This window comes from Ferdinandcohnia sp. FSL W7-1320 (assembly GCF_038050315.1).
Lineage (GTDB): Bacteria > Bacillota > Bacilli > Bacillales > Bacillaceae_L > Ferdinandcohnia > Ferdinandcohnia aciditolerans.
Genome location: NZ_JBBPAM010000001.1, coordinates 3,624,390 through 3,651,026, shown reverse-complemented (window position 1 = coordinate 3,651,026; position 26,637 = coordinate 3,624,390). Strand labels below are relative to the sequence as shown.

25 protein-coding genes are annotated in these 26,637 nt (G+C 37.2%); 14 read left to right on the top strand and 11 right to left on the bottom strand.

The genetic code is table 11. The features are described from left to right. Positions 1–31: 31 nt before the first annotated feature. On the bottom strand, positions 32–1,267 hold the full coding sequence (locus NST91_RS18010) for an MFS transporter (protein WP_121445299.1): 1,236 nt from the start codon (positions 1,265–1,267) through the stop codon (positions 32–34). A 229-nt stretch (positions 1,268–1,496) separates the two neighbouring features. Here NST91_RS18010 and NST91_RS18005 point away from each other — a divergent pair, with 229 nt between their 5' ends. Continuing rightward, positions 1,497–2,444 carry an aldo/keto reductase gene (locus tag NST91_RS18005; protein ID WP_121445298.1) on the top strand — a complete coding sequence of 316 codons (948 nt, stop codon included), beginning with the start codon at positions 1,497–1,499 and terminating at the stop codon, positions 2,442–2,444. Positions 2,445–2,494: 50 nt separating this feature from the next. On the opposite strand, the gene NST91_RS18000 is transcribed toward NST91_RS18005, so the two are convergent. Next, entirely contained in the window at positions 2,495–4,000 is a 1,506-nt protein-coding gene (locus NST91_RS18000) for an ATP-binding protein (RefSeq protein ID WP_341332233.1), read from the bottom strand. Between the two features lie 214 nt (positions 4,001–4,214). On the opposite strand from NST91_RS18000, the gene NST91_RS17995 reads away from it, so the two are divergent. Then, positions 4,215–5,780: a bifunctional metallophosphatase/5'-nucleotidase gene (locus tag NST91_RS17995; protein ID WP_341332232.1), complete on the top strand. Its 1,566-nt coding sequence runs from the start codon at positions 4,215–4,217 to the stop codon at positions 5,778–5,780. Positions 5,781–5,975: 195 nt separating this feature from the next. Here NST91_RS17995 and motB read toward each other — a convergent pair whose 3' ends face one another. Both motB and motA read right to left on the bottom strand, forming a co-directional pair. After that, positions 5,976–6,722, bottom strand: coding sequence for a flagellar motor protein MotB (motB, locus tag NST91_RS17990; RefSeq protein WP_341332231.1), 747 nt, complete (start codon positions 6,720–6,722; stop codon positions 5,976–5,978). Next, complete coding sequence (gene motA, locus NST91_RS17985) at positions 6,715–7,506, bottom strand: flagellar motor stator protein MotA (RefSeq protein ID WP_341332230.1); 792 nt, start codon at positions 7,504–7,506, stop codon at positions 6,715–6,717. The genes motB and motA overlap by 8 nt, the downstream gene beginning before the upstream one ends. A gap of 215 nt (positions 7,507–7,721) precedes the next feature. On the opposite strand from motA, the gene NST91_RS17980 reads away from it, so the two are divergent. Both NST91_RS17980 and map read left to right on the top strand, forming a co-directional pair. Then, positions 7,722–9,416, top strand: a complete 1,695-nt coding sequence (locus NST91_RS17980) for a M3 family oligoendopeptidase (protein WP_341332229.1) — start codon at positions 7,722–7,724, stop codon at positions 9,414–9,416. A 138-nt stretch (positions 9,417–9,554) separates the two neighbouring features. Then, on the top strand, positions 9,555–10,307 hold the full coding sequence (map, locus tag NST91_RS17975) for a type I methionyl aminopeptidase (RefSeq protein ID WP_341332228.1): 753 nt from the start codon (positions 9,555–9,557) through the stop codon (positions 10,305–10,307). A 38-nt stretch (positions 10,308–10,345) separates the two neighbouring features. Here map and NST91_RS17970 read toward each other — a convergent pair whose 3' ends face one another. Beyond that, positions 10,346–10,645 (bottom strand): hypothetical protein, encoded by a 300-nt coding sequence (locus NST91_RS17970; protein ID WP_341332227.1) that lies wholly within the window; start codon positions 10,643–10,645, stop codon positions 10,346–10,348. Between the two features lie 134 nt (positions 10,646–10,779). On the opposite strand from NST91_RS17970, the gene NST91_RS17965 reads away from it, so the two are divergent. From NST91_RS17965 to NST91_RS17955, 3 genes are read left to right on the top strand one after another with little or no spacing between them, the layout of a single operon-like run. Next, on the top strand, positions 10,780–11,652 hold the full coding sequence (locus NST91_RS17965) for a GNAT family N-acetyltransferase (RefSeq protein ID WP_341332226.1): 873 nt from the start codon (positions 10,780–10,782) through the stop codon (positions 11,650–11,652). A gap of 59 nt (positions 11,653–11,711) precedes the next feature. Continuing rightward, a complete protein-coding gene (locus tag NST91_RS17960; protein WP_341332225.1) occupies positions 11,712–12,176 on the top strand; it encodes a GNAT family N-acetyltransferase in 465 nt (154 codons plus the stop codon). A gap of 14 nt (positions 12,177–12,190) precedes the next feature. Continuing rightward, the gene (locus tag NST91_RS17955) at positions 12,191–13,171 is read left to right on the top strand and encodes a DMT family transporter (RefSeq protein ID WP_341332224.1); all 981 of its coding nucleotides are present in this window, start codon (positions 12,191–12,193) and stop codon (positions 13,169–13,171) included. A gap of 43 nt (positions 13,172–13,214) precedes the next feature. On the opposite strand, the gene NST91_RS17950 is transcribed toward NST91_RS17955, so the two are convergent. Beyond that, positions 13,215–15,350: an ATP-dependent Clp protease ATP-binding subunit gene (locus NST91_RS17950; protein WP_341332223.1), complete on the bottom strand. Its 2,136-nt coding sequence runs from the start codon at positions 15,348–15,350 to the stop codon at positions 13,215–13,217. A 249-nt stretch (positions 15,351–15,599) separates the two neighbouring features. Here NST91_RS17950 and NST91_RS17945 point away from each other — a divergent pair, with 249 nt between their 5' ends. After that, the gene (locus NST91_RS17945) at positions 15,600–16,631 is read left to right on the top strand and encodes a YkvI family membrane protein (protein WP_341332222.1); all 1,032 of its coding nucleotides are present in this window, start codon (positions 15,600–15,602) and stop codon (positions 16,629–16,631) included. 115 nt (positions 16,632–16,746) lie between these two features. Here the strand turns inward: NST91_RS17945 and NST91_RS17940 are convergent, their stop codons facing one another. Further along, complete coding sequence (locus NST91_RS17940) at positions 16,747–18,828, bottom strand: helix-turn-helix domain-containing protein (protein WP_341332221.1); 2,082 nt, start codon at positions 18,826–18,828, stop codon at positions 16,747–16,749. Between the two features lie 213 nt (positions 18,829–19,041). Here NST91_RS17940 and NST91_RS17935 point away from each other — a divergent pair, with 213 nt between their 5' ends. The 3 genes from NST91_RS17935 to NST91_RS17925 all read left to right on the top strand — a co-directional run bounded on the left by NST91_RS17935 (position 19,042) and on the right by NST91_RS17925 (position 21,953). After that, on the top strand, positions 19,042–19,740 hold the full coding sequence (locus tag NST91_RS17935; protein ID WP_341333557.1) for a DUF5058 family protein: 699 nt from the start codon (positions 19,042–19,044) through the stop codon (positions 19,738–19,740). A 21-nt stretch (positions 19,741–19,761) separates the two neighbouring features. Next, positions 19,762–20,484: a small-conductance mechanosensitive channel gene (locus tag NST91_RS17930; protein WP_121445283.1), complete on the top strand. Its 723-nt coding sequence runs from the start codon at positions 19,762–19,764 to the stop codon at positions 20,482–20,484. Positions 20,485–20,555: 71 nt separating this feature from the next. Beyond that, entirely contained in the window at positions 20,556–21,953 is a 1,398-nt protein-coding gene (locus NST91_RS17925) for an amidohydrolase (RefSeq protein ID WP_341332220.1), read from the top strand. Here NST91_RS17925 and NST91_RS17920 read toward each other — a convergent pair. Both NST91_RS17920 and NST91_RS17915 read right to left on the bottom strand, forming a co-directional pair. Next, entirely contained in the window at positions 21,950–22,114 is a 165-nt protein-coding gene (locus tag NST91_RS17920; RefSeq protein WP_165918087.1) for a hypothetical protein, read from the bottom strand. The two genes, NST91_RS17925 and NST91_RS17920, sit on opposite strands and share 4 nt — an antisense overlap. Before the next feature lie 18 nt (positions 22,115–22,132). After that, complete coding sequence (locus NST91_RS17915; protein ID WP_341332219.1) at positions 22,133–22,732, bottom strand: CPBP family intramembrane glutamic endopeptidase; 600 nt, start codon at positions 22,730–22,732, stop codon at positions 22,133–22,135. A 124-nt stretch (positions 22,733–22,856) separates the two neighbouring features. Between NST91_RS17915 and NST91_RS17910 the strand changes: the two genes are divergently transcribed. Both NST91_RS17910 and rarD read left to right on the top strand, forming a co-directional pair. Further along, a complete protein-coding gene (locus tag NST91_RS17910; protein WP_010283238.1) occupies positions 22,857–22,982 on the top strand; it encodes a DUF6254 family protein in 126 nt (41 codons plus the stop codon). A 602-nt stretch (positions 22,983–23,584) separates the two neighbouring features. Then, entirely contained in the window at positions 23,585–24,526 is a 942-nt protein-coding gene (gene rarD / locus NST91_RS17905; RefSeq protein ID WP_341332218.1) for an EamA family transporter RarD, read from the top strand. Between the two features lie 39 nt (positions 24,527–24,565). On the opposite strand, the gene NST91_RS17900 is transcribed toward rarD, so the two are convergent. Beyond that, entirely contained in the window at positions 24,566–24,748 is a 183-nt protein-coding gene (locus NST91_RS17900) for a YkvS family protein (RefSeq protein WP_099353856.1), read from the bottom strand. Between the two features lie 209 nt (positions 24,749–24,957). Between NST91_RS17900 and NST91_RS17895 the strand changes: the two genes are divergently transcribed. Beyond that, positions 24,958–25,812, top strand: a complete 855-nt coding sequence (locus NST91_RS17895) for a patatin-like phospholipase family protein (RefSeq protein ID WP_341333556.1) — start codon at positions 24,958–24,960, stop codon at positions 25,810–25,812. 44 nt (positions 25,813–25,856) lie between these two features. Here the strand turns inward: NST91_RS17895 and NST91_RS17890 are convergent, their stop codons facing one another. Continuing rightward, positions 25,857–26,567 carry a hypothetical protein gene (locus NST91_RS17890; RefSeq protein WP_341332217.1) on the bottom strand — a complete coding sequence of 237 codons (711 nt, stop codon included), beginning with the start codon at positions 26,565–26,567 and terminating at the stop codon, positions 25,857–25,859. Between the last annotated feature and the right edge of the window lie 70 nt (positions 26,568–26,637).

Sequence of the window (26,637 nt, the reverse complement as noted above, 5' to 3'; positions counted from 1 at the left end):
AAAAGGACGCATACGCGTCCTGAAAATTGTGTTATCCTGCATTATTCCACTCATTAAGCTTATGATCAGTAGGTAATAGGAAGGCCAATAATCCTAACAATGGAAGGAAGCCCATCATAATGATGGTTGGTGTTAACCCGATTGCGTCGATGATAGCACCAATCCCAACGCCGCCTATAGCCCCCATACCGAAGGCGAGGCCAACAATTAATCCTGACATCATTCCGATTTTTCCTGGAACTAATTCTTGAGCATAGACAACAGTAACAGAGAAGCTTGATAGTAGCATAAACCCAATAACTGTAACGAGCACGATTGCCACATGAGGACCAACAAACGGGAGAATCAGTGCTAATGGTGCTGTACCTAATAGAGAAACAATGATGACATTTCGTTTACCGAATTTATCAGCCAATGGTCCCCCAAAGAATGTTCCTAAGGCCCCTGTGGCTAAGAATAAGAAAATAAATATTTGTGCTTGTGAAATGCTGTAACCATATTTTTCAATTACATAAAATGAGTAAAAATTTGTGATGCTTGACATGTACCATGTTCGAGCAAATACAAATAGCACGAGAACAACTAATGCGAATTTGACAGCTTTCATGTTTCGCGGAGCAGCTGAAATGGCCTTTTTTACTTTCTTTTGAAGCTCAACTGTTTTTAGTGTTTTAGAATACCATTTAGCAATATATATAAGTAGTCCGACTGCAAGCGCAGCAACTAATGAAAACCAAATGGCCCCAAATTGTCCTAGTGGTACAAGGATTAAAGCAGTAATGACAGGTGCCAGAGCTTGACCTGAATTCCCCCCAACTTGATAAATCGATTGTGCCAATCCACGTCTGTTACCTGCACTCATGTAGGCAACACGGGACCCTTCGGGATGGAAAATAGCTGAACCTATTCCAATAAATAGAACTGAAAGAATGATCGTTAAAAAGTTAGGTGCAAATGCGAGGCCAATGACTCCAAAAAAAGTAGAGGTTAATCCAATTGGCAAGGCAAATGGCATTGGTTTTTTGTCTGTATACCAACCGACAACAGGTTGAGCAACTGAAGATACAATTTGTAACGCAAAGGATATTAATCCGAGCTGCGTAAACGTTAATCCCATTGATTGTTCTAAAATTGGGAACATCGCTGGAATAATCGCTTGTATGGAGTCATTGAGCATGTGGACAAATCCAATGATAAATAAAATCCCATAAAGTGTTTTATTCGCGTCATTTTCAGTACTTGTAGCTTGTGTTTTTGCTGCGAGCATTTTATTTATTTCCCCTTTGTTACTTACCGATGAAGTAATTTTAATCAATATAATCCTTTACTCTATAAAAAACCTTTTTTTCAATTTTGTAAAGCGAAAATTCAAAATAAATTTAAGTAAATCAAGACAAAAATCAGCATTTTCTTCATTGAACAATTGCTTTACCTTGTTTGAAATTTCTGATAAATTTAATAGTAAGATAATATTCGCTTGAAGGAGGAGGCATGACATGAAATACAGAAGATTAGGACGTTCTGGTCTTAAAGTTAGTGAAATTAGTTTGGGTAGTTGGCTAACTTTTGGGAAAACAGTTGATGAATCAATGGCAACGAAAACCGTTCATAAAGCATATGAACTTGGAATAAATTTTTTTGATTCGGCAAATGTGTATGAGCGAGGGGAAGCAGAGCGAATCGTAGCAAGTGCATTAAAAGAATATCCGCGAGAGTCATATGTTATCGCAACTAAGGCATATGGTCCGATGGGTGATGGTCCAAACGATAGAGGCTTATCAAGGAAACACGTGATTGAACAGGTGAATGCAAGTTTAAAACGCATGGAACTAGATTATGTGGATGTGTTTTACTGTCACCGCTATGACGAAGATACTCCTCTGGATGAGACACTACGAGCAATTGACGATTTAATTAGGCAAGGAAAAATTCTTTATGTTGGTGTAAGCGAATGGAGTGCAGCTCAAATCCAGGAAGCTGTAGCCATTGCAGATAAGTATTTATTAGATCGAATTATTGTGAATCAGCCTCAATACAATATGCTCCATCGTGACATCGAGGATGAGATAATACCAGTTTGTGAGAAAAATGGAATTTCTCAGGTGGTATATTCACCGCTTGCCCAAGGGGTATTAACCGGTAAGTATAGAGGTGGTACGATTCCAACTGGTAGTAGGGGAGCAAACTCACAGGTAAATACGTGGGTGAAAAATATCATTAATGGAATTGTTTCAACTAAATTAGATCGTCTTGAAGAATTTGCAACAGAACTAGGTGTCACCTTACCGGAATTAGCTCTGTCATGGATATTAAGACAGCACAATATCGCGAGTACACTTGTCGGAGCGACAAATCCGGAACAAATTGAAGCAAATGCCAAGGCCACTGACCTAGTACTTGGATTTGAAGAGATTAAGAGAATCGAATCTATTTTGACTGTCTAGTCCCATAAGCATCAACAAACCCACTTTCGAGAAAGTGGGTTTGTTATTAATTAATCTTCGTGTAAAGGCAAGTGTACTTGAACTATAGTACCTTTACCTTCCACACTATCAATATTAATTGTTCCGTTATACATATTGACAATTCTTTTACAAATCACAAGACCGAGGCCAGTTCCAGTATCCTTATTTGTAAAAAATGGGGTATACACCTTTGAAAGAATATGTTTTGGAATACCGACACCTGTATCAGTGATTGATAATATACAAGATTTTCCCTCTTTTTGAATTGAAATTGACAGTTTGCCACCATCTGCTTGCATCGATTCTATTGCATTTTTGGATAGATTTAAAACAACCTGTTTAATATTATCATTTGAGCACATGATGTACATTGGCTTTTCCGAAAGATGTAAATCAAATTCCACATTATAGAGGTTTGTTTCAGATTGAATAATGGGTTGGACTTCTTTCACAATGTCATTCATATCATAACTTTTACGTTTGTCTGCGGTAGGTTTGCCAAGGATTAAGAACTCATTGACAATATCATTAATCCTTGTAATTTCTTGCTGAATGACCGAAAAATAAAATTGATCGTTCGGATCCTTATGTTTTTCACTTAATAATTGAATGAGTCCTTTAACCCCAGTTAAAGGGTTTTTTATTTCATGTGCGCTACTTGCTGCTAGTGTTCCGACTAATTCTAATTTCTGTAACTCATTTTCCTCTCGCTCACGAATAGTTTGGCGTTTGAGAAGAAGATATTTTCCAAGAAGAAAAAGAATATGAGTAAGGATCAATAAAATACCACTAAAAATCACTGAGTTTAAAATAAATATCTTTTTATTCGATAATGTTGTTCGTGGCCATGCTTCAACTGTCCAATTCACATTAGCTAGCTCCGTACTAATGATATCGCTATCAATCGAATGTGAATCTAAATTAGTGGTAATTAATTCCTGGCCAATCGGGTCGATGACTCTTAAAATTTCATCTGGTGCAAGAACCTTCAGTACGTTTTCTAAATAATCTAGGCGTAAGCTAAAGAGTACAACTCCTTTAACTTTATTCGATTTAATAACGGGTGTGGCGATTGTAACTATAAATCTTCCAGTTATTACTCCTTTATGCCCTGATGAGATGACTGTCCGTTTTGTTTGAAGCGCCTGTTGGAAATATTCGCGATAGGAAATGTTCACTTTATTATCTAAGTCGAGAGTAGACACAAGGATATCACCGTTTGGATTTGCCCAATATAGTCCAGAAAAGCGATCATCCTTTTTATGAATTGAATGTAGCATGTTCTTAATCTCTTCATTACTATTTTTGTTTTCAAAGACAATCCCAAGAGTTTCGGTGCTAGCTAAAGTTTCTCCAATAAACCGATCAATATAGCTAGATTGAAAGTTTACCATCTCTTTTGTTTTGGCTGTTTGGTTAATAATAGCCGTATTATAATGATAATTCGCAAATAAAATACTACCAATTGTGGTAGGTAAAATTACAATAATTAGATATACAAGACTATTTTTTAGAACTTTAGATTCTATTTTCAAACACATTCTCCTTGCCATTTTTCTGTAAAATTATTATATCAAAATGGCAAAGAGAAACATATTAAATTTGACAAAAGTAGTCAATTTCTGTCTAATGGTACATTAATTAGGGGTGAATGGAGAAACTTTAATGTTAAAAGATTATTATTCTTAACCCCGAAAATTGGTAAAATTATGTATACTAAAATTGACCCTATACAAAAGAGGTAAAAAAATGAAATCGATATCAATTACCATTCTTGAAACGAGTGATGTACACGGCAATATTTTTCCAATTAACTATGGGAACAATGAGCCTGTTGGTCTTGGACTTACAAAGATTGCAACTGTGATTAAAGAAGAGAGAAGTCGTAATAGGAATACTATCGTTATTGATAATGGAGATTTAATTCAAGGAACACCTTTAACTTATTATTATGTAAGATCAGGTCGTCATAAACAAAATCCAATGATTAAAATATTGAATGATTTAAAATATGATGCAGTTGTTGTTGGAAATCATGAATTCAATTATGGGATCGATGTTTTACAGCAGGCGATTAAAGATTCAACTTTTCCATGGCTTTCTGCAAATATAGTAAATGAAGAAGGGGAGCCATTTATTGGAAGGCCATATATCATGGTTGAGCTTGAGGAAGGAATAAAGGTTGCGATTCTGGGTGTAACCACTCATTACATCCCGAATTGGGAGAATCCGGAACATATTAAAGGTTTAACATTTAATGATGCATTTGAAACAACAAAATATTGGGTGGGGAAAATCCGTAATGATGAAAATCCGGATTTGATGATTGTTTCCTACCACGGTGGATTTGAAGCAGATTTGGAAACCGGTGAGCCAACCGAAAAGATAACAGGAGAAAATCAGGGGTACCGAATTTGTAAAGAGATTGAGGGGGTTGACCTTTTATTAACTGGCCATCAGCATCGTTCACTTGCCGGGAAAGTAAACGGCATCCCGATTGTTCAGCCAAGCTTTAATGGTCAGGCAATTGGTAAAATTACCCTAATCCTTACGAAAAATGAGAAAAAGTGGACCATTTCTGAATCTAGGCCTGAACTTATTTTCGTAAAAGATAAAAAAGCAGACGAAGGCTCAATTGAACTAGTAAATGAATATGAGGTTGCGACACAAGAATGGTTGGACAAACCAATTGGTCAAGTTATCGGAAATATGACAATTGATGATCCTTTAAAAGCACGCTTAAGGGATAATGCGCTTGTTGAATTTATTAACAAGGTGCAGATGGATGTCGCCAAGGTATCGATTTCAAATACAGCACTTTTTAATAATATAACGAAAGGTTTTCCTTCAAATATTACGATGAGAGACGTGGTCTCCAATTATATTTATCCGAACACGTTAACGGTCATTCGGATAACAGGGGATGACGTAAGAGCTGCACTAGAAAGAAGTGCAAGTTATTTTATTCTTGAAAATGGAAAGGCAGCAGTCAACCCTTCATTCGCAACACCAAAGCCACAACATTACAATTATGATATGTGGGAGGGTATTGAATATATAATTGATATTTCAAAGCCTATGGGGGAGAGAGTAGTAAAGTTAAGTTTTAAGGGTGAACCCATTCAACCAGAAGGTGAGTATGATGTTGTCATGAACAACTATCGTGCAGGTGGTGGTGGTGAATATGTCATGTTCAAGGATAAGCCAGTTATTAAAGATATTCCACTTGATATGTCCGAGTTAATTGCAAACTATATCCTTAAAAGAGGAACAATTGAAGCCACTGTTGATGATAATTGGAAGGTAATATGGTAATGAAAAACCCACGGATATGGTCCGGGGGTTTTCTTATGGTAATCCAGCTCAAACACCTAGCCCTTAGTGGTCACTTTACTCTACCTGCTGCAGAAGAAATGTACGAGAATAATCCACGGAGAACATATGCTCAGCTTAGCTTTGAGCCCTCATCAGGGTCCCACCTTGTCAGGGCTGTTTAAGGCACTTGCGCATTTATTCTTGTTCTACACCATTTGGCAGGATTAATATTTCTACACGACGATTTAGACTACGACCTTCTGGTGTGTCATTTGTCGCAACGGGCTCATATTCACCAAGGCCGCGAGCACTGAAACGGCTTGGATCAAGTTTTTCATTCTCTAATAAAATACTCATAAAATTAACGGAGCGCATGACGCTTAAATGCCAGTTGCTTTTAAACTCATGATTATTAATAGGGATAGTATCTGTATGTCCACTTACTATGATATTGCGAGGGGAATCCATAACTAACAACTCAGAAATTTCCCTTGCAATTTTAATATCCTCTGCACGAACCTTTGCACTTGCCGGATTAAAGAAGGCACCATCCTGAATGGTAACTAGCAAACCTTCTTCTGTTAAGCGCGTTTTAAGACTTAAATCTAAACCACTCTCGGTGATATAACCGTTAATTTTCTTTTGCAATTCTTTCAATTCTTCTTGTTCTTGTTTTTCTCTTTCTTTTTCTTTATCATTTTGGATTGCAACTGTATCAATTTCAACTGGTGTCGGACTCTCATACTCCAAAACAGAAGTCCCTCCAATAAAAACATTGTTAAAGGAACTTCTGAGTGAATTAAATTTCTTCGCATCTACATTGCTTGCAGCAAAGAGGACGATAAACAACGCCAGCAACAATGTCAAAATATCCGCATAAGGTACCAGCCATGATTCATCCATGTGCTCATCGTGTTTTTTCTTTCTTCTTTTTCTAGCCATCTATCATTTCACCTTCAGTCAAAACCTTTTCGCGGTCTTTGTTTGATAGGTACATTGAAAGCTTTTGTTCGATTGCTCGAGGTGATTGACCTTCAAGGACGGACAAAACGCCTTCTATCATGACTTCTTTTATTTTTATTTCCTGCTTTGATTTCTGTTTTAACTTATTTGCGAAAGGATGCCATAGTACATAACCTGTGAAAATCCCTAATAAAGTTGCAACGAACGCAGCTGCAATAGCTTCCCCTAGTGCATTTGTATCGTCCATATGGCCCAATGCGGCAATCAGACCTACAACAGCCCCCAATACCCCAAGTGTTGGGGCATATGTTCCTGCTTGGGAGAAAATCGAAGCGCCAGATAAATGGCGGTCTTCCATAGCTTCTAATTCTTCTGTCATCACATCGCGAATAAATTCAGCACTTTGTCCATCAACCGCCATGCTTAAACCGTTTTTTAAGAAAGGGTCATCCACTTCAGCAACCTTGACTTCAAGCGCTAATAGCCCTTCTTTACGAGCAATCGTTGCCCAGTTTGAGAACATTGGAATTAATTCTTCGACACCTAACAGCTTTTTTTCTTTAAATAGGATCCCAAATAATTGTGGTACTCTTTTTAATTCGCTGGAAGGAAAAGCAATCGTTACTGCTGCAATCGTACCTAAAATAATAATTAAAAAGGCAGCGGGATTTACCAAAGCTGTCATTGGGACCCCTTTTAAAACCATACCTATAAAGACGGCAATCAAACCAAGTATTACACCTATTAATGACGATTTATCCAATTAATATCACCTTTACTTTCATACGCAACAACTCGAGTTGTTTATAATCGTGTATTCTAACATTCTACTATTTTTATCGACAAACTTACTAGATTATTTAGCGAAACTTATCATTTAATATCGAATATTTCGGAGTGGTAAATATATGTAGGAGTGGTTTACAATGTAAGAGTATACATATATACGAATCTCTTAAGCGAAAAGGGGAACCTTCTATGAATTTTAATGACTTTAAGTATGTCCGCCCGAACATGGACGATGTAGAGCAATCATTTAATGTAGCGCTTGAAAAATTTAAAAATGCGGCAAATCCTGCCCGACAAGATGAAGCGATGAAAGAAATCATTGCCATTCAACGAACAGTTGATACAGCTTTTAACATTTGCTATATCAGGCATACGGTTGATACAAATGATGAATTCTACAAAAATGAGCAAGATTATCTTGATGAAATACAGCCATTAGTTCAAGGTTTAACAACGAAATACTATGAAGCTCTTGTTAATTCTAAATTCCGTACCGAATTAGAAAACAAATGGGGCAAACAGCTATTTGATTTTGCAGAAACACAAATAAAAACATTCTCTCCAGAAGTTGTGGAGGATCTACAGTTAGAAAACAAGCTTTCTTCCGAGTATACGAAACTTGTAGCTTCAGCAAAAATTATGTTTGAGGGAGAAGAACGTACATTAGCACAGTTACAGCCATTTGCTGAATCTAAAGACAGAACTATGCGTAAAAAAGCGAATGAAGTGCGATTTTCATTTTACCAAGAGCACCAAGAGAAATTCGATGAGATATATGATCAGCTAGTAAAGGTACGCACTCGAATTGCACAAAAGCTAGGATTTAATAACTTTGTAGAGTTAGCCTATGTGAGATTATCAAGAACAGATTACGATGCGGAAATGGTTGCTAACTTCAGAAAACAAGTGAAAGAACATATTGTTCCGCTAGCTGTTAAGCTTCGTGAGCGTCAAGCAGCGCGTATTGGAATTGACAGCTTAAAATATTATGACGAGTCATTCAGCTTTAAATCCGGAAATGCAGTTCCGAAGGGTGACCCTGAATGGATTATTGAAAATGGAAAGAAAATGTATGAGGAACTTTCTGAAGAAACAAAAGAATTCTTCAATTATATGATTGATACGAATTTAATGGACCTTGTTGCCAAGAAAGGGAAAGCTAGTGGCGGTTACTGTACGTACATTAGCGATTATCAAGCTCCGTATATTTTCTCAAACTTCAATGGAACATCAGGGGATATTGATGTACTGACACATGAGGCTGGACACGCGTTCCAGGTATACTCAAGTAGACATTACGAGGTTCCTGAATACAACTGGCCAACATATGAGGCTGCAGAAATTCATTCAATGAGCATGGAATTCTTCACATGGCCATGGATGGAATTATTCTTCAAAGAAGATACAGAAAAATACAAGTTTTCTCATTTAAGTGAGGCGTTATTATTCTTACCATATGGTGTAGCAGTAGACGAATTCCAACATATTGTTTATGAAAATCCTGAATTAACACCTGCTGAACGCAATAATGCTTGGAGAGAAATTGAGAAAAAGTATATGCCACTACGTGATTATGATGGTAATCAATACTTAGAAGAAGGTGGCTTTTGGCAGCGTCAAGGACATATTTACACAACTGCCTTTTATTATATTGATTATACATTAGCTCAAATTTGTGCATTCCAATTCTGGAAAAAATCTAGAGATAATCATGAAGCAGCGTGGGCGGATTATCTTCACCTATGTAAACAAGGAGGAAGCAAGCCTTTCACTGAATTAGTCAAGGTTGCAAACCTACTTTCCCCATTCGAAGAGGGAACTGTAGAATCTGTTGTTGGTGAAATTGAAGCGTGGCTAAATAGTGTAGACGACAAAACATTATAAAAGACAGGGGGACTGTGGAAAATTCCACAGTCTTTTCTGTGCTATTTTTTCAAATTTTTCAAATTAAGTTGTATGTTATGCAAAAGGTATGAATTAAGGATATAATAAAAACATCAAACTGAAATTGAGGGTGTTTTCATGATTCATTTAAAGACAAAAAGAGAAATTGAATTAATGCGTGAAGCGGGCCAAATTCTAGCTGCTTGTCATAAGGAAATTGCTAAAATGATTCAGCCTGGAATCACAAGCCTTGAGATCGACAGCTTTGCTGAGGACTTTATTAAGAAAAATGGTGCCACGCCTGAACAAAAAGGCTACAAGGGCTACAAATATGCAACATGTGCATCAATTAACGATGAAATTTGTCATGGGTTTCCTAGAAAGAAACCATTGATGAATGGTGATATAGTTACAATTGATATGGTTGTTAACCTTGGGGGCGCACTCGCAGACTCTGCATGGTCTTATGGGGTTGGTGAAATTTCACCAAAGGCATCTAAGCTACTCGATGTTACTAAGACGGCAATGTACAAGGGAATTGAACAAGCGGTAATCGGCAACCGTCTTGGGGACATTGGTCACGCTATTCAGTCTTATACGGAAGGTGAAGGATTTTCAGTTGTTCGTGACTTTATCGGACATGGAATCGGACCAACGATGCATGAGGAGCCACAAGTGTTACACTATGGTCTTCCAAACAAAGGATTGCGCTTAAAAGAAGGAATGGTTTTTACAATAGAACCAATGGTAAACGTCGGAAAATGGCAAACAACCATGGATAAAAATGGATGGACGGCGCGTACAATTGATGGCAGTCTTTCCGCACAATACGAACATACACTTGCAATTACACAAGATGGTCCTCTAATCTTAACCGACCAAGATGCATAATCACAAAAAAGTGTCACATCCATTGTGGCACTTTTTTGTTAAAGAATTGTTTCGATTAATACTGGGAAGACGGAGTCCGCTACCCAATGAAAATAGAGCGGGAAAACAATAACAAGTAAGTTTCCATAGAAACAATATCTACAATAAAACCTCTTTGTCGAACCTGGTTCCTCAGCAATCGACGCAAATACAGCCCCCACTAGACAAGTAAAGATAAAAAAGCCATTCCCAAATAAAGTATTAAACCTCTCATTATACAAAATAAATCCTAATGCTGAACCATTAATAAATAATAAGAAAAAGGACATGATTAAGAAAATTCTTGGAATAATGGACATGTTTTCCACCTCATTAATGTATATGAATTAGTAAAGAGGTAGATGACACACTTCCAAAAATTACTTGTAGCCTAAGCAAAAATATGGTTAAATAAATCGACTAAATTACTTTTTAAGGAAGAGGCGAAAAAATCATGATCACAATAAAGCGCTTGTCCCAATGTACACTTGAGGATGCAGTAGTTGCATGGAATAAAGGATTTGAAGGATACTATTTTGATATGACGACAACAGTCGATTTTTTTACAAGACGATTAATTTTGGAAGGGCTTTCTCCAAGTTTATCTGTGATTGCATATGATGATGAGCGACCAGTAGGAATTATATTAAACGGCATTCGCCTTATTAACGGTAAGAAGGTTTCTTGGAATGGTGGAACAGGTGTTGACCCTGAATACAGAGGTAAGGGCGTCGGCAAAAAGCTGATTGAGGCTGTGCTAGCAATCTATGAAGTGGAAGGTGTAGAAGTTGCTACGCTCGAGGCTGTGAAAGAAAATGTGAAAGCTATCTCTTTATACGAAAAGGTCGGTTATAAAATTGTAGATGAGTTAGTTCACCTCCAGCATACAGGTGAATTGTCAAAGGATGCATTTTTATCAGACAATAACTGTTACACTTATAAAAAAGGGATTCCAATTGACGCTATGCAAGCGCCGTTTTACAAAGCACTTGTTCCGTGGCAGACGCAGTGGAGCAATGCACGTGATGGAGAATCAATACTAGCCTTAGATGAGAACAAGAATGTCGTTGGTTATGCAATCTTTAAAAGGCTATTTAATGAGGAAGGTACACTTCAATCTATCATTCTATTTCAATGTGAGGCCGAGCCTTCGCATCTATTGAAAGAGGACATTGTTAGAAATCTACTAAGTATGGTTTACAAAACAACTAGTCAACCTGTGGTAAGAACTGCAGCCAATATTTCAATGTTGAATAATATTTTACGGGAATTATTAGAAAAAGAAGGATTTAATGTGAAAGCAGAGCAAGTCTTTATGATAAAATGAATTATTAGAATATTCACATCAATTGAGTGTCAAACCAATTGTAAAGTGGGGGAGGGTAATTGAAAAAAATCATTTTACGTGATGTCACGATGGAAAATTTACTGGATGTCATTCAATTGAAATCTGAGGATAAAGAGTTTGTTTTATTTGAAAAGTGGGTTGCTTCAAATGTATTTTCACTAGCCCAGGCAAAAGTCCAACCAGATTGGGTAACAAAGGCAATTTATGATGGGACACAATTAATTGGATTTACGATGTTCGGACTAGATAATGAACGAAATCGGTTTGAACTATGTAGGATAATGATTGATTATAAATTTCAAGGAAAAGGCTATGGTACAGCGGCAGTAAAGGAAATTATTGCGGAAATGATAAGGACATTACCCTATTGTGATGAGATTTACTTGTCAGTTATTCCAACTAACAAAGCTGCAATCCATGTTTATACAGAAGCAGGATTTACGAAAACAGCTGAAATCATAAAAGGGTTTGTAGACGAAGAAGTTTATTGTTTTAGGGTGTAGGAAGGAGTATATGAATGAAAGCAATACTCATTGGGATTGTTTCATCACTATTTTTTGCAGTTACTTTTATTCTAAATCGATCGATGGAACTTTCAGGTGGTAGTTGGCTTTGGAGTTCATCCTTGCGATATTTTTTTATGGTACCATTTTTAATTGGGATTGTTCTATTTAGAGGGAATATGAAGGAACTACTACATGAGCTAAAAATAAATCCTGTTACATGGATATTATGGAGCACGATTGGGTTTGGCTTGTTTTATGCACCCCTTACATTTGCAGCTACATCAGGCCCAGGTTGGTTGGTTGCGGGAACTTGGCAATTTGTGATTATTGCTGGATTACTAGTTGTGCCGTTTTTCTATAAGACAGTAGAAACAAAGAATGGAATGCAAAGGGTTCGAGAAAAAATCCCTGTTAAAGGTCTTATTTTTTCTAGTCTCATTTTTATTGGGATTATCTTGATCCAACTCCAGGCAGCAAATGAAGGCATTGGAATGGAGATGTTTCTTGTAGGGATCCTTCCAGTTGTGGTGGCAGCCTTTGCGTATCCATTAGGTAACAGGAAAATGATGGAGCATTGTAAAAATAACTTTGATACGTTTCAGCGTGTGCTTGGAATGACACTTGCATCGACTCCATTTTGGCTAATCATTGCTGGAATTGGGGGTGCTACGGTTGGACTTCCGAGTAAGGACCAGGTGTTTCAGTCCTTTATTGTAGGGATTTCCTCTGGGATTATCGCAACCGTACTTTTCTTTTTTGCGACAGAGCTAGTTAAACATGATCAAAGTAAACTTGCTGCTGTAGAAGCAACCCAAGCTACACAGATTATTTTTGTCATATTTGGTGAGGTCCTTTTATTAAGTGCACCAATGCCAACGATGTATTCCTTTGTCGGACTCTTCATGATCGCTGGTGGGATGGTGCTACACAGCCTGTTCTCGAATCGAAAGACTCCGATTAAGGTGACTGACCTGAAGACTAAGTCAATATAAAAAAATGCAGAGCTTTTTGGGCTCTGCATTTTTAGTGGGAAGATTATTTTACTACAATTTTATTTTCTTCAACTGTTACATTCAAGCTTTTTTGATCTTCATTTTCTAGAAGAATATCTGTGATTTGGTCTTCAAGCTGTTCTTGGATGACACGGCGTAGTGGACGTGCACCAAATGCTGGGTGGTAACCAAGCTCAGCTAATTTTTGTTTCGCTTCGTCGTCAACAGACATAGTTACTTCTTGTTCTTTAAGAGTTGCTTCAAGATCATGTAACATTAAGTCGACAATTTTTAGCAGATGCTCTTTTTCAAGCTGTTTGAATTCGATGATTGCATCAAATCTGTTTAAGAACTCAGGCTTGAAGAAGGAACCAAGTGACTCAAGGATAGATGATTCCTTGTAGGCACCTGTTTCAGCCTTTTCAAAGCCGACCGTAATTTTCTTAGGAGCGCCAACTCCGGCATTACTTGTCATGATAATGACTGTCTCTTTGAAACTTACAGTACGGCCTTGGCTATCTGTTAAACGACCATCCTCTAATATTTGTAGGAACATATGTTGAACATCTGGATGTGCCTTTTCAATTTCGTCTAAAAGGATGATGCTATAAGGATTACGACGAACTTTTTCGGTTAGTTGTCCAGCTTCCTCATGGCCGACATATCCAGGAGGTGAACCGATGATTTTAGACACTGAATGTTTCTCCATATACTCACTCATATCGAGTCTAATCATCGCATCCTTTGAGCCGAAGAGCTCCTCAGCAAGTGTCTTTGTTAATTCTGTTTTACCTACACCCGTTGGTCCAACGAAGAGGAAGGAACCAATAGGGCGATTTTTAGCCTTCAAACCAGCACGGCTACGACGAACTGCTTTCGCAACCTTTGTTACTGCTTCATCTTGACCAATTACTTTTTTGGCAAGATTTTCTGCAAGTAGCTTCATTTTTTGTTGTTCATTTTCTTGGAGCTTACCAACAGGAATACCGGTTTTCTTTTCAATAATTTGTTGAATGTTTTCGACATCAATCACATGCTCTACGTTGTTTTCTGGATTATTTAATTGTTTTTCAAGTAGAATTTCTTGATGTCTTAATTTTGCTGCTAATTCATAATTTTCTTCACCAGCAGCTTTTTCTTTTTCTGCTGCAATTTTTGAAAGCTCTCCTTCAATATTCTTTGGATTTGTTCCACCAGATACTAGGTTCATTTTTGACCCAGCTTCATCAAGTAAGTCAATGGCTTTGTCTGGTAAAAAGCGATCCTGAATGTAGCGGTGTGATAATGTGACACATGCACGGATTGCTTCGTTTGAATATTTTACTCCATGAAAGTCTTCGTACTTTCCTTTAATTCCTTCAAGAATCTGAATTGCTTCATCAATCGATGGTTCCTCCACAGTAACAGGTTGGAAACGGCGCTCGAGTGCAGCATCTTTTTCAATTTCTCGATATTCTTTTAGAGTGGTTGCACCGACCACTTGCAGCTCACCACGTGCAAGAGCTGGTTTTAAAATATTTCCTGCATCCATTGATCCTTCTGCAGATCCTGCACCAACTAAAAGGTGAATCTCATCAATAAATAGAATAATATTTTTACGTTTTTGAAGTTCCGCTATTAATTGCTTCATTCGTTCTTCAAATTGACCACGGATTCCCGTGTTGGCAACTAATGAAGCGACATCTAGTAAGTAAACCTGTTTATTTGAAAGCTTGTTAGGTGCCTTTCCTTCAGCGATAAGTAGGGCTAATCCTTCTGCAATAGCAGTTTTACCTACACCCGGTTCCCCAATTAGAACGGGGTTGTTTTTATTACGACGGTTCAGAATTTCAATGACACGTTGGATTTCCTCATCACGGCCAATAACTGGGTCAATTAGTCCAGCTTTCGCCATTTGAGTAAGGTTACGTCCAAATTGATCGAGAAGACCTCCGCCATTTCCACCGTGTTTTGTTTGTGTTTGTTGTTGGTTGATTCCATTTTGTTGACTAAAGGCATTGCCTTTAAATAGGTCATCAAATGTGAAATTAGGGAAACCGTTCAATCCTGAAGGTATTTTCATGTTGTTCTTCTCCTTCGCATAACACTCACTGCAAAGTTGAATTTGTCGCTTTTCTTGGTTAAGTTGTAGATGTAATTGAACAGTAGCTTCATTTTGATTACATGCTTGACAAATCATAAACAAATACCTCCTTGAATTTTTGACTATCTTTGACTAATTAGATAAATGAAATAGGCCATGCATGATGATTCGTAGTGTTTGACCATCTTTGACCTTATGTCTACATTATACTTTGACCATTTTTGACTTTCAAGTGAAAAGGCCTAGCAATTTTTTCCGCTTGTTTCCGAAATAATAGCTCGTCTTATTTATAGAACTTGTACATATATATCAAGTAATATAGATAAAACAATGAGGTGGCTATTTGTGCGAGGGAATTGGGGAGCAGCATTCCAGATTGGTGCTGTATATGTAGGAACAATCGTAGGAGCAGGCTTTGCAACAGGTAGAGAAATTGTCGAATTTTTTACCCAGCACGGTGTATATGGCTTGGTTGGAATCTGCATCAGCGGTTTCCTATTTATATGGTTAGGAACAAGAATTATGATTATTGCAAACCGAATTCAAGCAAATTCATATAAGGAATTTAATGAATACTTATTTGGAAAAAAAATTGGGTTAATGGTGAATGCACTTATGCTTCTTGTCCTAATAGGAGTAACTTCCGTTATGCTTTCTGGTGCAGGAGCGGTTTTTCATGAACAATTGGGAATATCTTATCAGCTTGGAATCCTGTTGACGGGTGGGCTTTCCATCTTTGTTTTGACTTATGGAGTTAAAGGGTTATTTGGTGTGAACATGTTTGTTGTTCCAATTATGATATTCTTTAGTGTTGTTTTAGCAATAGAGGTCATAGCAAATGATGCAACGGGTCTATTAAGTCGGCCAGAAATCGAGTCGCATAGCGCTAAATGGCTGATTTCACCATTTTTATATTCGGCTTTTAATTTGACTATGGCAATGCCGGTATTAGTTCCGCTTGCAAAAGAAATTAACCATGAACATACATTAAGATGGGGCGGTTTTATCGGTGGTGGTGCGTTATGTCTTATTTTATTTACGAGCCATATATCATTATCCGCACTACCAAATGTAGAAGGTTTTGAAATCCCGATGGCTGAAGTAATGAAAAACTTCATGGCTGTGTTTTATTGGTTGTACATCCTTGTGATTTATGGAGAAATCTTTACGTCTGTGATCGGAAACCTATTTGGTCTTGAGCGCCAATTGAAAAATGTCTTGAAGCTTTCATCGATTTCAATTGTGTTTGGGATTCTATCAATAGCCTATTTGATAAGTCAATTAGGTTATGGCTCCTTGATTTCTTTCTTATATCCATTGTTTGGGTACATGAGTTTGATTTTATTAGTACTGTTGGCAAGACCGATGAAGCGCTAACCGAGGGAATAATCAAAACCTGGATAAATGAAACTATATAAGAGGAAAAATAAAGAGGTATAATCAACCTCTTTATTTACTTTTTTAGAGTGATTAACGGTAACTACTTAAATAACTAATGTACATCCTTAGAATAAGCGAATGTTTCTTTAAGGTGACAGGCCAGCTGTATTTCAAGAAATTCTTTAGGGTCATTAAAACTCAAATTCAGCATGTCTTCAATTTTTTTAAGACGCTGGTATAGTGTATTAATATGAACGTGAAGTTTTTTCGAAGTTTCATTCATAGACTTATTTAACTTTACATATGTTAACAATGTTTGTTCTAAATCATTTTTCTTTGATTTTGCTGTATTTAAAGGCTGGAAAAAGGTATTTATGAATTCCTGAATCTCATTGGTATCCTGATTAATAAACAAGCGATTAACCCCAATGCTTTCATATGCGATCATACCAGATTCTTTTTTATTAACTAGATAGGCAACTGCCTTCTTTGCTTCCTCATAACTCTTTCCTATGTGATATACTCCCTGATTTTCAGAACCAATACCCACACACAAAAACGAATCATTAATAGTTTTCCAGTTAGTAATAATTGTTTTTAATCCCTTTATCGTGTCGTCAGCTCCTGAATTGTGTGCAACTGAAACAAGTAAAATGATTTTATTATGAAATCCGTAGATGAGTTGCACGTCTTGGATATTCTTTTTTATCAATGAGATAATACTATGAATATCAGCACCAAGCTTATATAAATCTTTATAATTAACAAGTTCAATTAAGACCACATAAAACATATGAGAAGGATTTATGTTAAACTCTTTTCTTTTCTCAAGTAAGACTTCTGGCTCCTTGCTTTGAATCAATTCATTAAAAAATTCATGGAATTTCTTATAATAGATTTCTTCTAGTGTGTGTTTCTTTACAAGTTCAAGTGCGAGTAAAGAGCCACCCTGTTCGATAATAATTCGATCAATGATTGATAATGTATTAGAGTAGGGGTAAATAAAGCATCCAAGAAAAATAGTACCATTTAGAATCGGGTAAAGATAAAATTTTCCCTCTTCAGGCTTACGCAATTCCACGAAAACAGCATTTCTTCTATTTTTAAAAATAGTAGTAATTTCATCCACGCTAAAATAAATTTTTTCTTTCTCTTGATTATGGTACCAATCGTTTTCTAAATAGTCGTAGAAGGAAAACGGACCATTTATCATTTTTCCTAGTTCTCTAATAATGGACTTTAAACCTTTGTTTTGTATAGAAATCTTAATAAGTCTGTCGTGGACTTCGTTTCTTTTTGCGAGCTCATTTAATTGTTGCTTTACCTCTGTATAAAGACGTGCATTTTGAATTGCGATTGCAGCCTGGGATGCAAAGCCTTGTAAAAGTCGCACGTCATCATCAGTAAATTTTCCTACCTTATTAAATTGGTGAATCGTCATGACTCCAATACGCTTTTCCCCAATAGATATAGGTACACTAACAATTGCTTGAATTTCTTTTTCTTTATACGAAGACTTGATTATATGTAGATTTCTCTCTGAAATAGAATTCTCACTCATTACTTTATAAATCTGTTCTTTAGAATGATAAATTAACGGTTTTCCTTCCTTAAAAACTACACCCGTAATCGATTCTCCGACCTCCATTTTAAGCTTTCTGATGATCGGTTCAAATCCAACACTTGTCTTTGTGATAATTTTTTCTTGATCATAGTCATAGAGTTGTAGATAACCTGCATTTGCAACTGGTATTACTGATAATGCATTTTTTGTAATCCTCTCTAATAGGTCATCAAGGACAAGAGAAGAAGAAACAGAACGTATTCCCTCTATTAACATCTCTAGTTCTGCACCTTTAGCTTGGACTTGGCTTTTAGCATCTAGCAGTTCGAAGCATACATATAAATATTCCAAATCTCTTTCATCAAAGGGACAAGTTTTACTATTAGAGCGAAGAAGCACTTGATGCTTGTTCACGTAAGAAAATAAAACATATAAGTACCCTTTATTTATCATGATTTTGTATTTGCATTCTCCATTACTTGTTTGTGGATTAATATTCTCTTTTTTTAGATTCCCTTTTTTATATATAAGGTTGAACGAAGTATCGTGTGCTTTTTGTATCAAGATTTCATAGGAAGCTCCATTAAAAATTTTATCAAGATAAGATGAAATTTGTTGAATTGTTGTCATTACTAACCTCCTAGAATAAGAAAATGTAGAAAGTTCCATATCTGCCGGTTTATTAATGTAATTTATTACATTGTAATCTGTATTTTAATAAATTACTATAAGAATTAGAAAATATAGAATTTTCAACCATTAAATATTAAATGCGCTTTCTTTAGAGGTTAAAGGTTGTAATTAAAAGTAATTCGAAAAAGGAGGAAGATTATTTTGGAAAAAGTGTTACAAACGGCAAATAGCTTACCACTTTGGATTTTGGCTACACTGGTAGTTGGTATCGTAATCTTTCAAGCTATCATCTTTATTCGGCTTGCATCAAAAACAAGCCAATCCGTTGGTATGACACCTACAGATGTTAAGTCTGCAATAAGGGCTGGCGCGATTAGTTCCCTTGGACCATCATTAGCAATCATCGTTGTCGCTATTTCAATGATTTCTTTAATTGGAAGCCCCGTTACATTGATGCGAATCTCTATTATTGGATCGGCAGCAATAGAAACAGTTGGTGCAAGTATAGGGTCTAAAGCAGCTGGGGTTGATTTAGGTTCTCAAGGTTATACGTTACAAGCCTTTACAAATGCAGTATGGGTGATGTGTCTTGGTGGAATGGGCTGGTTATTATTCGTTGCTCTATTTACTAAATCTCTAGGGAAAATACAGAAAAAAGCAGAAGCTAATCCTAAAAATGTAACGATGTTAAGCACAGTATCAGTTGCTGCAATGATTGGGGCTTTTAGCTACCTTGGTGGGGGAGAAATGGTAAAAGGTATTAGTGAATTCGTCGTATTTATTGTTGCCTTTATTGTTATGCCCATCATTATTTGGATCGGAGATAAAACCCAGTTGAGGTGGATAAAAGAATGGTCATTAGGTCTGGTTATTATTGTGGGTATGTTTGCTGGTTACTTGATATCTTAAAAAAGAAAGTAGGAGAGCTATATGCCAGTTACTAGAGAGGAAAATAATCTATCTATAAACGAAGCAGTGCCAGTGTCTGCATCATCAATTGACTTTGAAACCTTTCAATTAAAGTCTCATTTTTGGGGACGCTTAACAATTTGGGGAATCATTGCATTAACATTAATTGTGCCTCTATATCTATCATATGTTCTTGGTTACCATCCAGGCTGGTCAACTATCATTTCAGGTTTTACTGCTTATGCAGCTATTATCATGTTTGTTTGGGTGCTGGAGCCGATTAGCTATTATCCTGTTTTGGGGGTTTCTGGTACATATCTTGCCTTTCTTACAGGTAATATCGGAAACATGTGTCTTCCATGTGCTTCGGTTGCTCAACGTGTTGTTGATGCAGAACCAGGAACTAAAAAGGGAGAAATTACTGCCTCATTGGCAATTGCGACTGCTTCAATCGTGAATGCTATCATTCTTATTTTAGCAATACTAAGTGGTTCATACATTTTAACAATCTTGCCTGAATCAGTCTTAAATAGCCTAAACTTTGTCCTTCCGGCTATTTTTGGAGGAGTCATTGCTCAGTTTGCTATAAAGAAGCCATTATTTGGTGTAGTTGGGATTGCATTTGGTTTATTTGTTAATTTAGGTCCTGTTCCCCGTGCCTTCCAAACATTTGTCTGCATACTCGGAACTGTTGTAGTTTGTTTACTTTTAGAGAAGTTAAAAAAACAAGAGAAAAATAATTAAAGCCTTGTTGTCGACCTTGTATTGAATTTTTGGGAAGGGGTGAAAAATCCATTTAGTAAATGGACTAAAAAATGAGTAAACAGAATATTTTACAGTGGATTAAAAACAACCAATCAGATTTTACTGAAATGGCAAAAAAAATATGGGAACATCCGCAAATTGCATATGAGGAAAACTATGCAAGTGATCTACAAGTGTCTAAATTAAAAGAAGAAGGATTTCGAATTCATTCCCCGATAGGAGGAATTTCTTCTGCATTTGTTGCGGAATATGGCTCAGATAAACCAATAATAGGGATATTAGGGGAATACGACGCTTTGCCTGGTCTTTCTCAAACAGTTAATACAGTTCAGGAACCAGTTATATTAGATGGACCAGGTCACGGCTGCGGTCACAATTTACTCGGAACAGCAGGGGTTGAAGCAGTAATTGCATTAAAAGAAGTTATGGATAAGTATGATATCAATGGGACTATTCGTTATTATGGCTGTCCAGCTGAAGAAGTATTGTCTGGAAAAACGTTCATGGCGAGAGAAGGCGTCTTTGACGATTTAGATTGTGCGTTAACCTGGCATCCATGGACATCTAACATGACATTAAATATGAGTATGCAAGCAATTGTATCCATTAAGTTTCATTTTAAAGGCATCCCAGCCCATGCGGCCGCCTCACCCCATGCTGGAAGAAGTGCACTAGATGCTGTTGAATTGATGAATGTCGGCACTAACTTTTTAAGAGAGCATGTGTTGGACGGTTCACGAATACATTATGTCATTACAAACGGGGGACTTGCTCCTAATATTGTTCCTGAACATGCTAGTGTTTGGTATTATTTACGGGCATCTACAAAAGAACAAGTTGAAGATATCCTTAGAAGGGTAGAGAAAATTGCTCAAGGAGCAGCACTTATGACAGAAACAGAGGTTTGTTCAGAAATCGATGCTTTTGCTTATGACACACTTCCAAATGAAGCTTTAAATGACCTCATGTTTGAAAATATGAATCTAGCAGAACCCTTGGCATATACTGTTGAAGAAGCGAAATTTGCTCAGGAATTGCTAAAGACAGTAGATTCTAACATCATAAAAATGACGCATAATTCTACAAATGAGTCCCTAGCGTCAGACTTACAAAATGATAAATCGACAAAGGGCAAAGTTTTAACTGGTTCAACAGATGTCGGTGATGTTAGTTGGATTACACCAGTGGGTTCAATTATGGCAACTTGTGCTCCTATCGGTATACAGTTACATACTTGGCAGGCCACAGCCTCATTTGGTTCATCCATTGGATTCAAGGGAATGCACTTTGCCGCGCAAACGATGGCATTATCAGCATATGATTTATTACTAAATAAAGATCATATACTTGAAAGAGCAAAAGAGGAGTTTAATCTAACCACAATAGATAAACCATATGTTGCAGGAATTCCTGAAAATGTTAAACCGAGAACGATAAATTTGGCCTAATTAAAGAAATCAAATATATTCCTAAAGAGACCTCTAATTAGGTAAAAAATGATTCGAAATGGAAAAATAATAATCTCAGGCAATGCGAATAAAATATCACCTAGGAGATCGGAGAAGGTATACTTACCATCCTTCGCTCTCCTTTTTCTGCGTTTCTTCATGTAATCATGCCCCCTTATTTAAAATAGTGGGAAAAGCACAAGTAAAAATAAATTGAAGACTAGATGGGAAAGGATTGTTAGAAAAATATTTCGTTTCCACATATATAATGTTCCCCAAACAACCCCACCTACAAATGTCGCAAGCAAGAAAAGTAGATTAAAGGTATAAACATTGGCAGACGTATAAAGAAGAGAGGAGATGATGATTGCGACTAGCTTGCTGTCGAACTTTGCCTCGATATTCTTCTGTATATAGCCTCTCCAAAAGATTTCTTCACCAGGAATAATGATGAGAAAGAGTACAACAAAATGCCAGGAAAGCTCTGGCTGAATCTTCATATATAAATCAGCTACCTCATCTAGCATGTTTGGAAAGAGGAATGCGGATCCCATTTTTCCAATCGAGAAAAGGCCATACATCATAATGCCTGAAAAGATAGCGATAGCTAGGTTGGATGCTGATATAGATTTATTATCAAAATTGGCGAAACGGATTGCTGCTGCTGATAAAAGGAAAAAGGATATGGTGAAAATCACCCAAAAAGGGATGGTGGACAAGAAACTCGTCGCCAATAAAATATGTACCAATAGTAATAAAAGATAAAAGTTTCTATGCATATTGTCGTTCCTCTTTACTTAGATTATGTCGTTGTCATTTTAACATGAACGTAAACTTTTTAGAATAAATAACTGACGGTGACTCATCCTAATGGTGATGATCTGAAAGAAGGAGAGATTCTACATGACACAATCAAAACGTCAACAAGAACGCCAGTGGACAGTTAGAAAACAATCACAAAACCCACATGGAAAAGTCAAATCCTTTGAACAGCTGGCTGAAGAAGCTGGCAAGGATACGAAAGAATAGGAAAACGCACGGCGCACACACTCTGCTTTGGGTGTGTGTTTTTTGGCGGAGGGTATCTAGAGGTGACTTGATATCCAGTATTACGCAGAAGGGGATCCATAAAAGTGGTATTTAGGTTGTGTTTTTCCATAGTCTTACAAAAGTGGTGGTATAAATAGGGTTTAATGGAGAGGTTTTTCCTAGATTTTACAAAAGTGAAGGTATAAAGAACGTTTATCGGCATGGTTTTTCCGTATTTATCCAAAACATATATCATAAAAGGGTCTTAACACTATAGTTTTTCCGGTTATTTCCAATTGTGGTGTCATATACGTGATATAACAGTAGAGTTTTTCCTGAAATACCCAAAAGTGAGAGTTAAAAAGCTTTGGAGTATCATTGGTTTCCTAAAAAATAGAAAATGACATAAGTCCAAAGGCACTGGAGTACCATCAACATCCTAAAAAGCGGTCCGTGACATACTTCCAGAGTTTACTTCAGAAGTTTTGTGGACCACATACAGCCAGATATCCTCAAAATTCCAATTCATTTTCATTGTGAAATGTCGAGAACCGAAATATAATTAACAAATGATAAAAAATGAAATGGAAAGAAGGATCATGATGGGTCAAGATGACATGAAGGATTATAAAATCGGAATCTTGTATACGACAATTGCGTATATTGCGTGGGGAGTTCTGCCTCTTTATTGGAAATTAATCGACTATGTCCCGGCAATCGAGATTTTAGCACACCGGATTGTATGGTCGCTCGTCTTCGTGCTAGTAATCATCTTAATTTCTAAAAAAGCGAACCAGTTGGTAACGACCCTCAAAGAGATTTCCAAAAATAAAACCAAACTAATTGGGATTATCGCTTCATCAATCCTTATTACAGTCAACTGGGCGACATATATTTGGGCTGTTAATACGGATCATATAATTGATGCTAGCTTAGGATATTACATCAACCCATTGGTCAGTGTCCTATTGGGGATTATCGTTCTTAAGGAACGTCTCTTGTTTTGGCAAGGAGTTTCATTTGTGTTAGCGGGTCTAGGTGTACTCATTTTAACTATACAGTACGGAAGTTTCCCATGGGTTGCGATTACACTCGCATTAAGCTTTGGATTTTATGGATTAACAAAGAAACTTGCAAAACTCGATTCCTTAATTGGGCTAGCGATGGAAACAATGGTGGTTGCTCCGATTGCTCTTATCTATTTGGGATTTCTATACAACCGTGGAGTTGAATCCTTTACTGGTGCAACATTTGACGTGCAATTATTATTAATAGGGGCTGGGGTAGCGACAGCATTGCCACTGCTATGGTTTGCAGCAGGAGCAAATCGAATCCCGTTGTCTGTGATTGGAATCTTGCAATATATCGCGCCAACTATAAGCCTTGTATTAGGAGTATTTTTATTTCATGAACATTTTACAAAAGCGCATTTCGTTACATTTTTATGTATCTGGACTGCATTACTTATATACTCCCTCTCAAAAACAAAATTCTTAACATCGATTCAACCGAAATTTACGAAAGATAAATCGTTAGGTGCATAATAAAAAAGGAGTCGACACAAATGGTCGGCTCCCTTACTTTTATATTGCTGTGACAATCTTATAGTTTTTATGATTTACAACAGTACGACTCTCTAAATCTAAATCTCTATAATTGTCCATATATGTTAAATCCACGATAACTGAGTTTTCATTTACTTTTTCAACGACGCCTTTTAGTCCTTCTTTGAACTCAATGACATCCCCAATTTCTGCAATTTTCATAATGTCACCTCCATAGAAATTCTATTAATCTCCAAGTAAAAGCAAGTCATGCTTTTACTTACAAAAAATCCATTTTTTTATATTTTGCCTTACTTTTGTAAAATAGTAAAGCGTTTTCATAATATTTTATTTAAAATTTATGTAAAAAATGTGACAATCTATAAATTTTTTTTTATATTATTTAATATGCCTGTCTAAAGGGAGCGAGAATAATGAACGATACAGGATTGGTCTTAGAAGGTGGAGGCATGCGTGGTGTTTATACCGCAGGCATCCTTGAATATTTTATGGAACAAAACATCTATTTCCCATATGTCGTCGGCGTATCTGCTGGGGCGTGTATGGCAGCTTCCTATCTATCAAGACAAATGGGAAGAAATCGTACGGTTAATATAGACTTTGTGAATCACCCAAACTACTTATCATTCAGGAATTTTGTGAAGCATAAGCAGCTGTTTGGAATGGATTTTATTTTTGATGAAATTCCTAATAAGCATGTCCCTTTTGACTATGAATCTTTTTATCAAGCAAAAGAAGAATTCGTCGTGGGTACAACCGATTGTGAAACAGGCAAACCTATTTATTTTCACAGAGAGGATTATGGGAATGACATGTTAAAGGTCATTCGGGCATCCAGTTCTTTGCCGTTTGTTGCGCCAATCATTGAATTTAATGGTAAGAAATTACTGGATGGAGGCATTACGGATCCCATTCCATTGATAAAAGCTCAACAGGATGGAAATCAGAAAAATGTCGTCATTTTGACTCGCAATCGCGGTTATTTGAAAAAGAAATCAAATTTGACATGGGTTGTGAGGCGTTCTTATAAACAATATCCTAATTTGGTTAAAGCAATTGAAAAACGGTATCAGCTTTATAATGAGACGATTGCTTACTTAGAGAAAGAAGAAAAAGCGGGTAGGGTTTTTGTATTTAGCCCGTCAGAGCCACTTGAGGTGGGAAGGATTGAAAGGGATCCTGTTAAATTAACGAACCTTTACGAGCTTGGGCTTAAGGATGCACATGCTCAGTTTGAAAAGTTTCATGAATGGGTTTTGGCATAAATGATATGAAAAGGTGCCTCACAGGAGACACCAATAATGTAAATCTATCTACCAAAACCGCCCATCATTCCAGGGCCACCCATCGGGCCCTGCTGCTGTCCGCAGGTGCAGCCAGGGCCATGAGGTCCATGAGGCATCATCAGATTTGGTGCCATTCCAGGGCCTTGAGGAGACATCATCCCAGGATTACCCGGTCCCCCAGGTCCGAATCCACCCATCTCACCAGGTGCCATCCCAGGACCTTGAGGACCAAAACCGCTCATGGGTCCAACACCAGGACCTTGAGGACCAAAACCGCTCATGGGTCCAACACCAGGTCCTTGAGGACCAAAACCGCTCATCGGCCCCACACTGGATCCTTGAGGATCAAAACCGCCCATCATTCCAGGTCCGCCCATTGGACCTTGTTGTTGTCCACAAGTGCAGCCAGGGCCATGAGGTCCGTGAGGCATCATCATATTTGGCGCCATTCCAGGACCATACGAATTAAATGCTGCGGGCATTACAACTTCGCCTTCGTTTGGACCAGCACCACATCCACAATCATCGCCCATCATGTGTTGGTGGGTGGGTGAAGGATAGCTACCTTGAACCTCTTGTTGGAAGCCAGTTCCTGGGTATCCCATTTGTGGAATATTCATTCCCATAGGTATTCCTTCTTGTCCGAAGCTAGCTCCTTGCGCAGGCGCATATCCCAAGCCTTGTTGGTTACTCATATTCGGATTAAAACCAAACGGGTTTTGATAATTTTTCATAAAAAACCACCTCGTTATTGTATTCAAACAGTTAAAAGCCAGCAAACATAATCTCAATTTTTTGAGAGAG

Excerpts from the sequence above, each read along its gene's own strand:
- NST91_RS18010 (WP_121445299.1), bottom strand. The coding sequence starts at position 1,267 with ATGCTCGCAGCAAAAACACAAGCTACAAGTACTGAAAATGACGCGAAT.
- NST91_RS18005 (WP_121445298.1), top strand. The coding sequence starts at position 1,497 with ATGAAATACAGAAGATTAGGACGTTCTGGTCTTAAAGTTAGTGAAATT.
- NST91_RS17995 (WP_341332232.1), top strand. The coding sequence starts at position 4,215 with ATGAAATCGATATCAATTACCATTCTTGAAACGAGTGATGTACACGGC.
- motB (WP_341332231.1), bottom strand. The coding sequence starts at position 6,722 with ATGGCTAGAAAAAGAAGAAAGAAAAAACACGATGAGCACATGGATGAA.
- NST91_RS17980 (WP_341332229.1), top strand. The coding sequence starts at position 7,722 with ATGAATTTTAATGACTTTAAGTATGTCCGCCCGAACATGGACGATGTA.
- map (WP_341332228.1), top strand. The coding sequence starts at position 9,555 with ATGATTCATTTAAAGACAAAAAGAGAAATTGAATTAATGCGTGAAGCG.
- NST91_RS17970 (WP_341332227.1), bottom strand. The coding sequence starts at position 10,645 with ATGTCCATTATTCCAAGAATTTTCTTAATCATGTCCTTTTTCTTATTA.
- NST91_RS17965 (WP_341332226.1), top strand. The coding sequence starts at position 10,780 with ATGATCACAATAAAGCGCTTGTCCCAATGTACACTTGAGGATGCAGTA.
- NST91_RS17955 (WP_341332224.1), top strand. The coding sequence starts at position 12,191 with ATGAAAGCAATACTCATTGGGATTGTTTCATCACTATTTTTTGCAGTT.
- NST91_RS17950 (WP_341332223.1), bottom strand. The coding sequence starts at position 15,350 with ATGATTTGTCAAGCATGTAATCAAAATGAAGCTACTGTTCAATTACAT.
- NST91_RS17940 (WP_341332221.1), bottom strand. The coding sequence starts at position 18,828 with ATGACAACAATTCAACAAATTTCATCTTATCTTGATAAAATTTTTAAT.
- NST91_RS17930 (WP_121445283.1), top strand. The coding sequence starts at position 19,762 with ATGCCAGTTACTAGAGAGGAAAATAATCTATCTATAAACGAAGCAGTG.
- NST91_RS17925 (WP_341332220.1), top strand. The coding sequence starts at position 20,556 with ATGAGTAAACAGAATATTTTACAGTGGATTAAAAACAACCAATCAGAT.
- NST91_RS17920 (WP_165918087.1), bottom strand. The coding sequence starts at position 22,114 with ATGAAGAAACGCAGAAAAAGGAGAGCGAAGGATGGTAAGTATACCTTC.
- NST91_RS17915 (WP_341332219.1), bottom strand. The coding sequence starts at position 22,732 with ATGCATAGAAACTTTTATCTTTTATTACTATTGGTACATATTTTATTG.
- NST91_RS17910 (WP_010283238.1), top strand. The coding sequence starts at position 22,857 with ATGACACAATCAAAACGTCAACAAGAACGCCAGTGGACAGTTAGAAAA.
- rarD (WP_341332218.1), top strand. The coding sequence starts at position 23,585 with ATGGGTCAAGATGACATGAAGGATTATAAAATCGGAATCTTGTATACG.
- NST91_RS17900 (WP_099353856.1), bottom strand. The coding sequence starts at position 24,748 with ATGAAAATTGCAGAAATTGGGGATGTCATTGAGTTCAAAGAAGGACTA.
- NST91_RS17890 (WP_341332217.1), bottom strand. The coding sequence starts at position 26,567 with ATGAAAAATTATCAAAACCCGTTTGGTTTTAATCCGAATATGAGTAAC.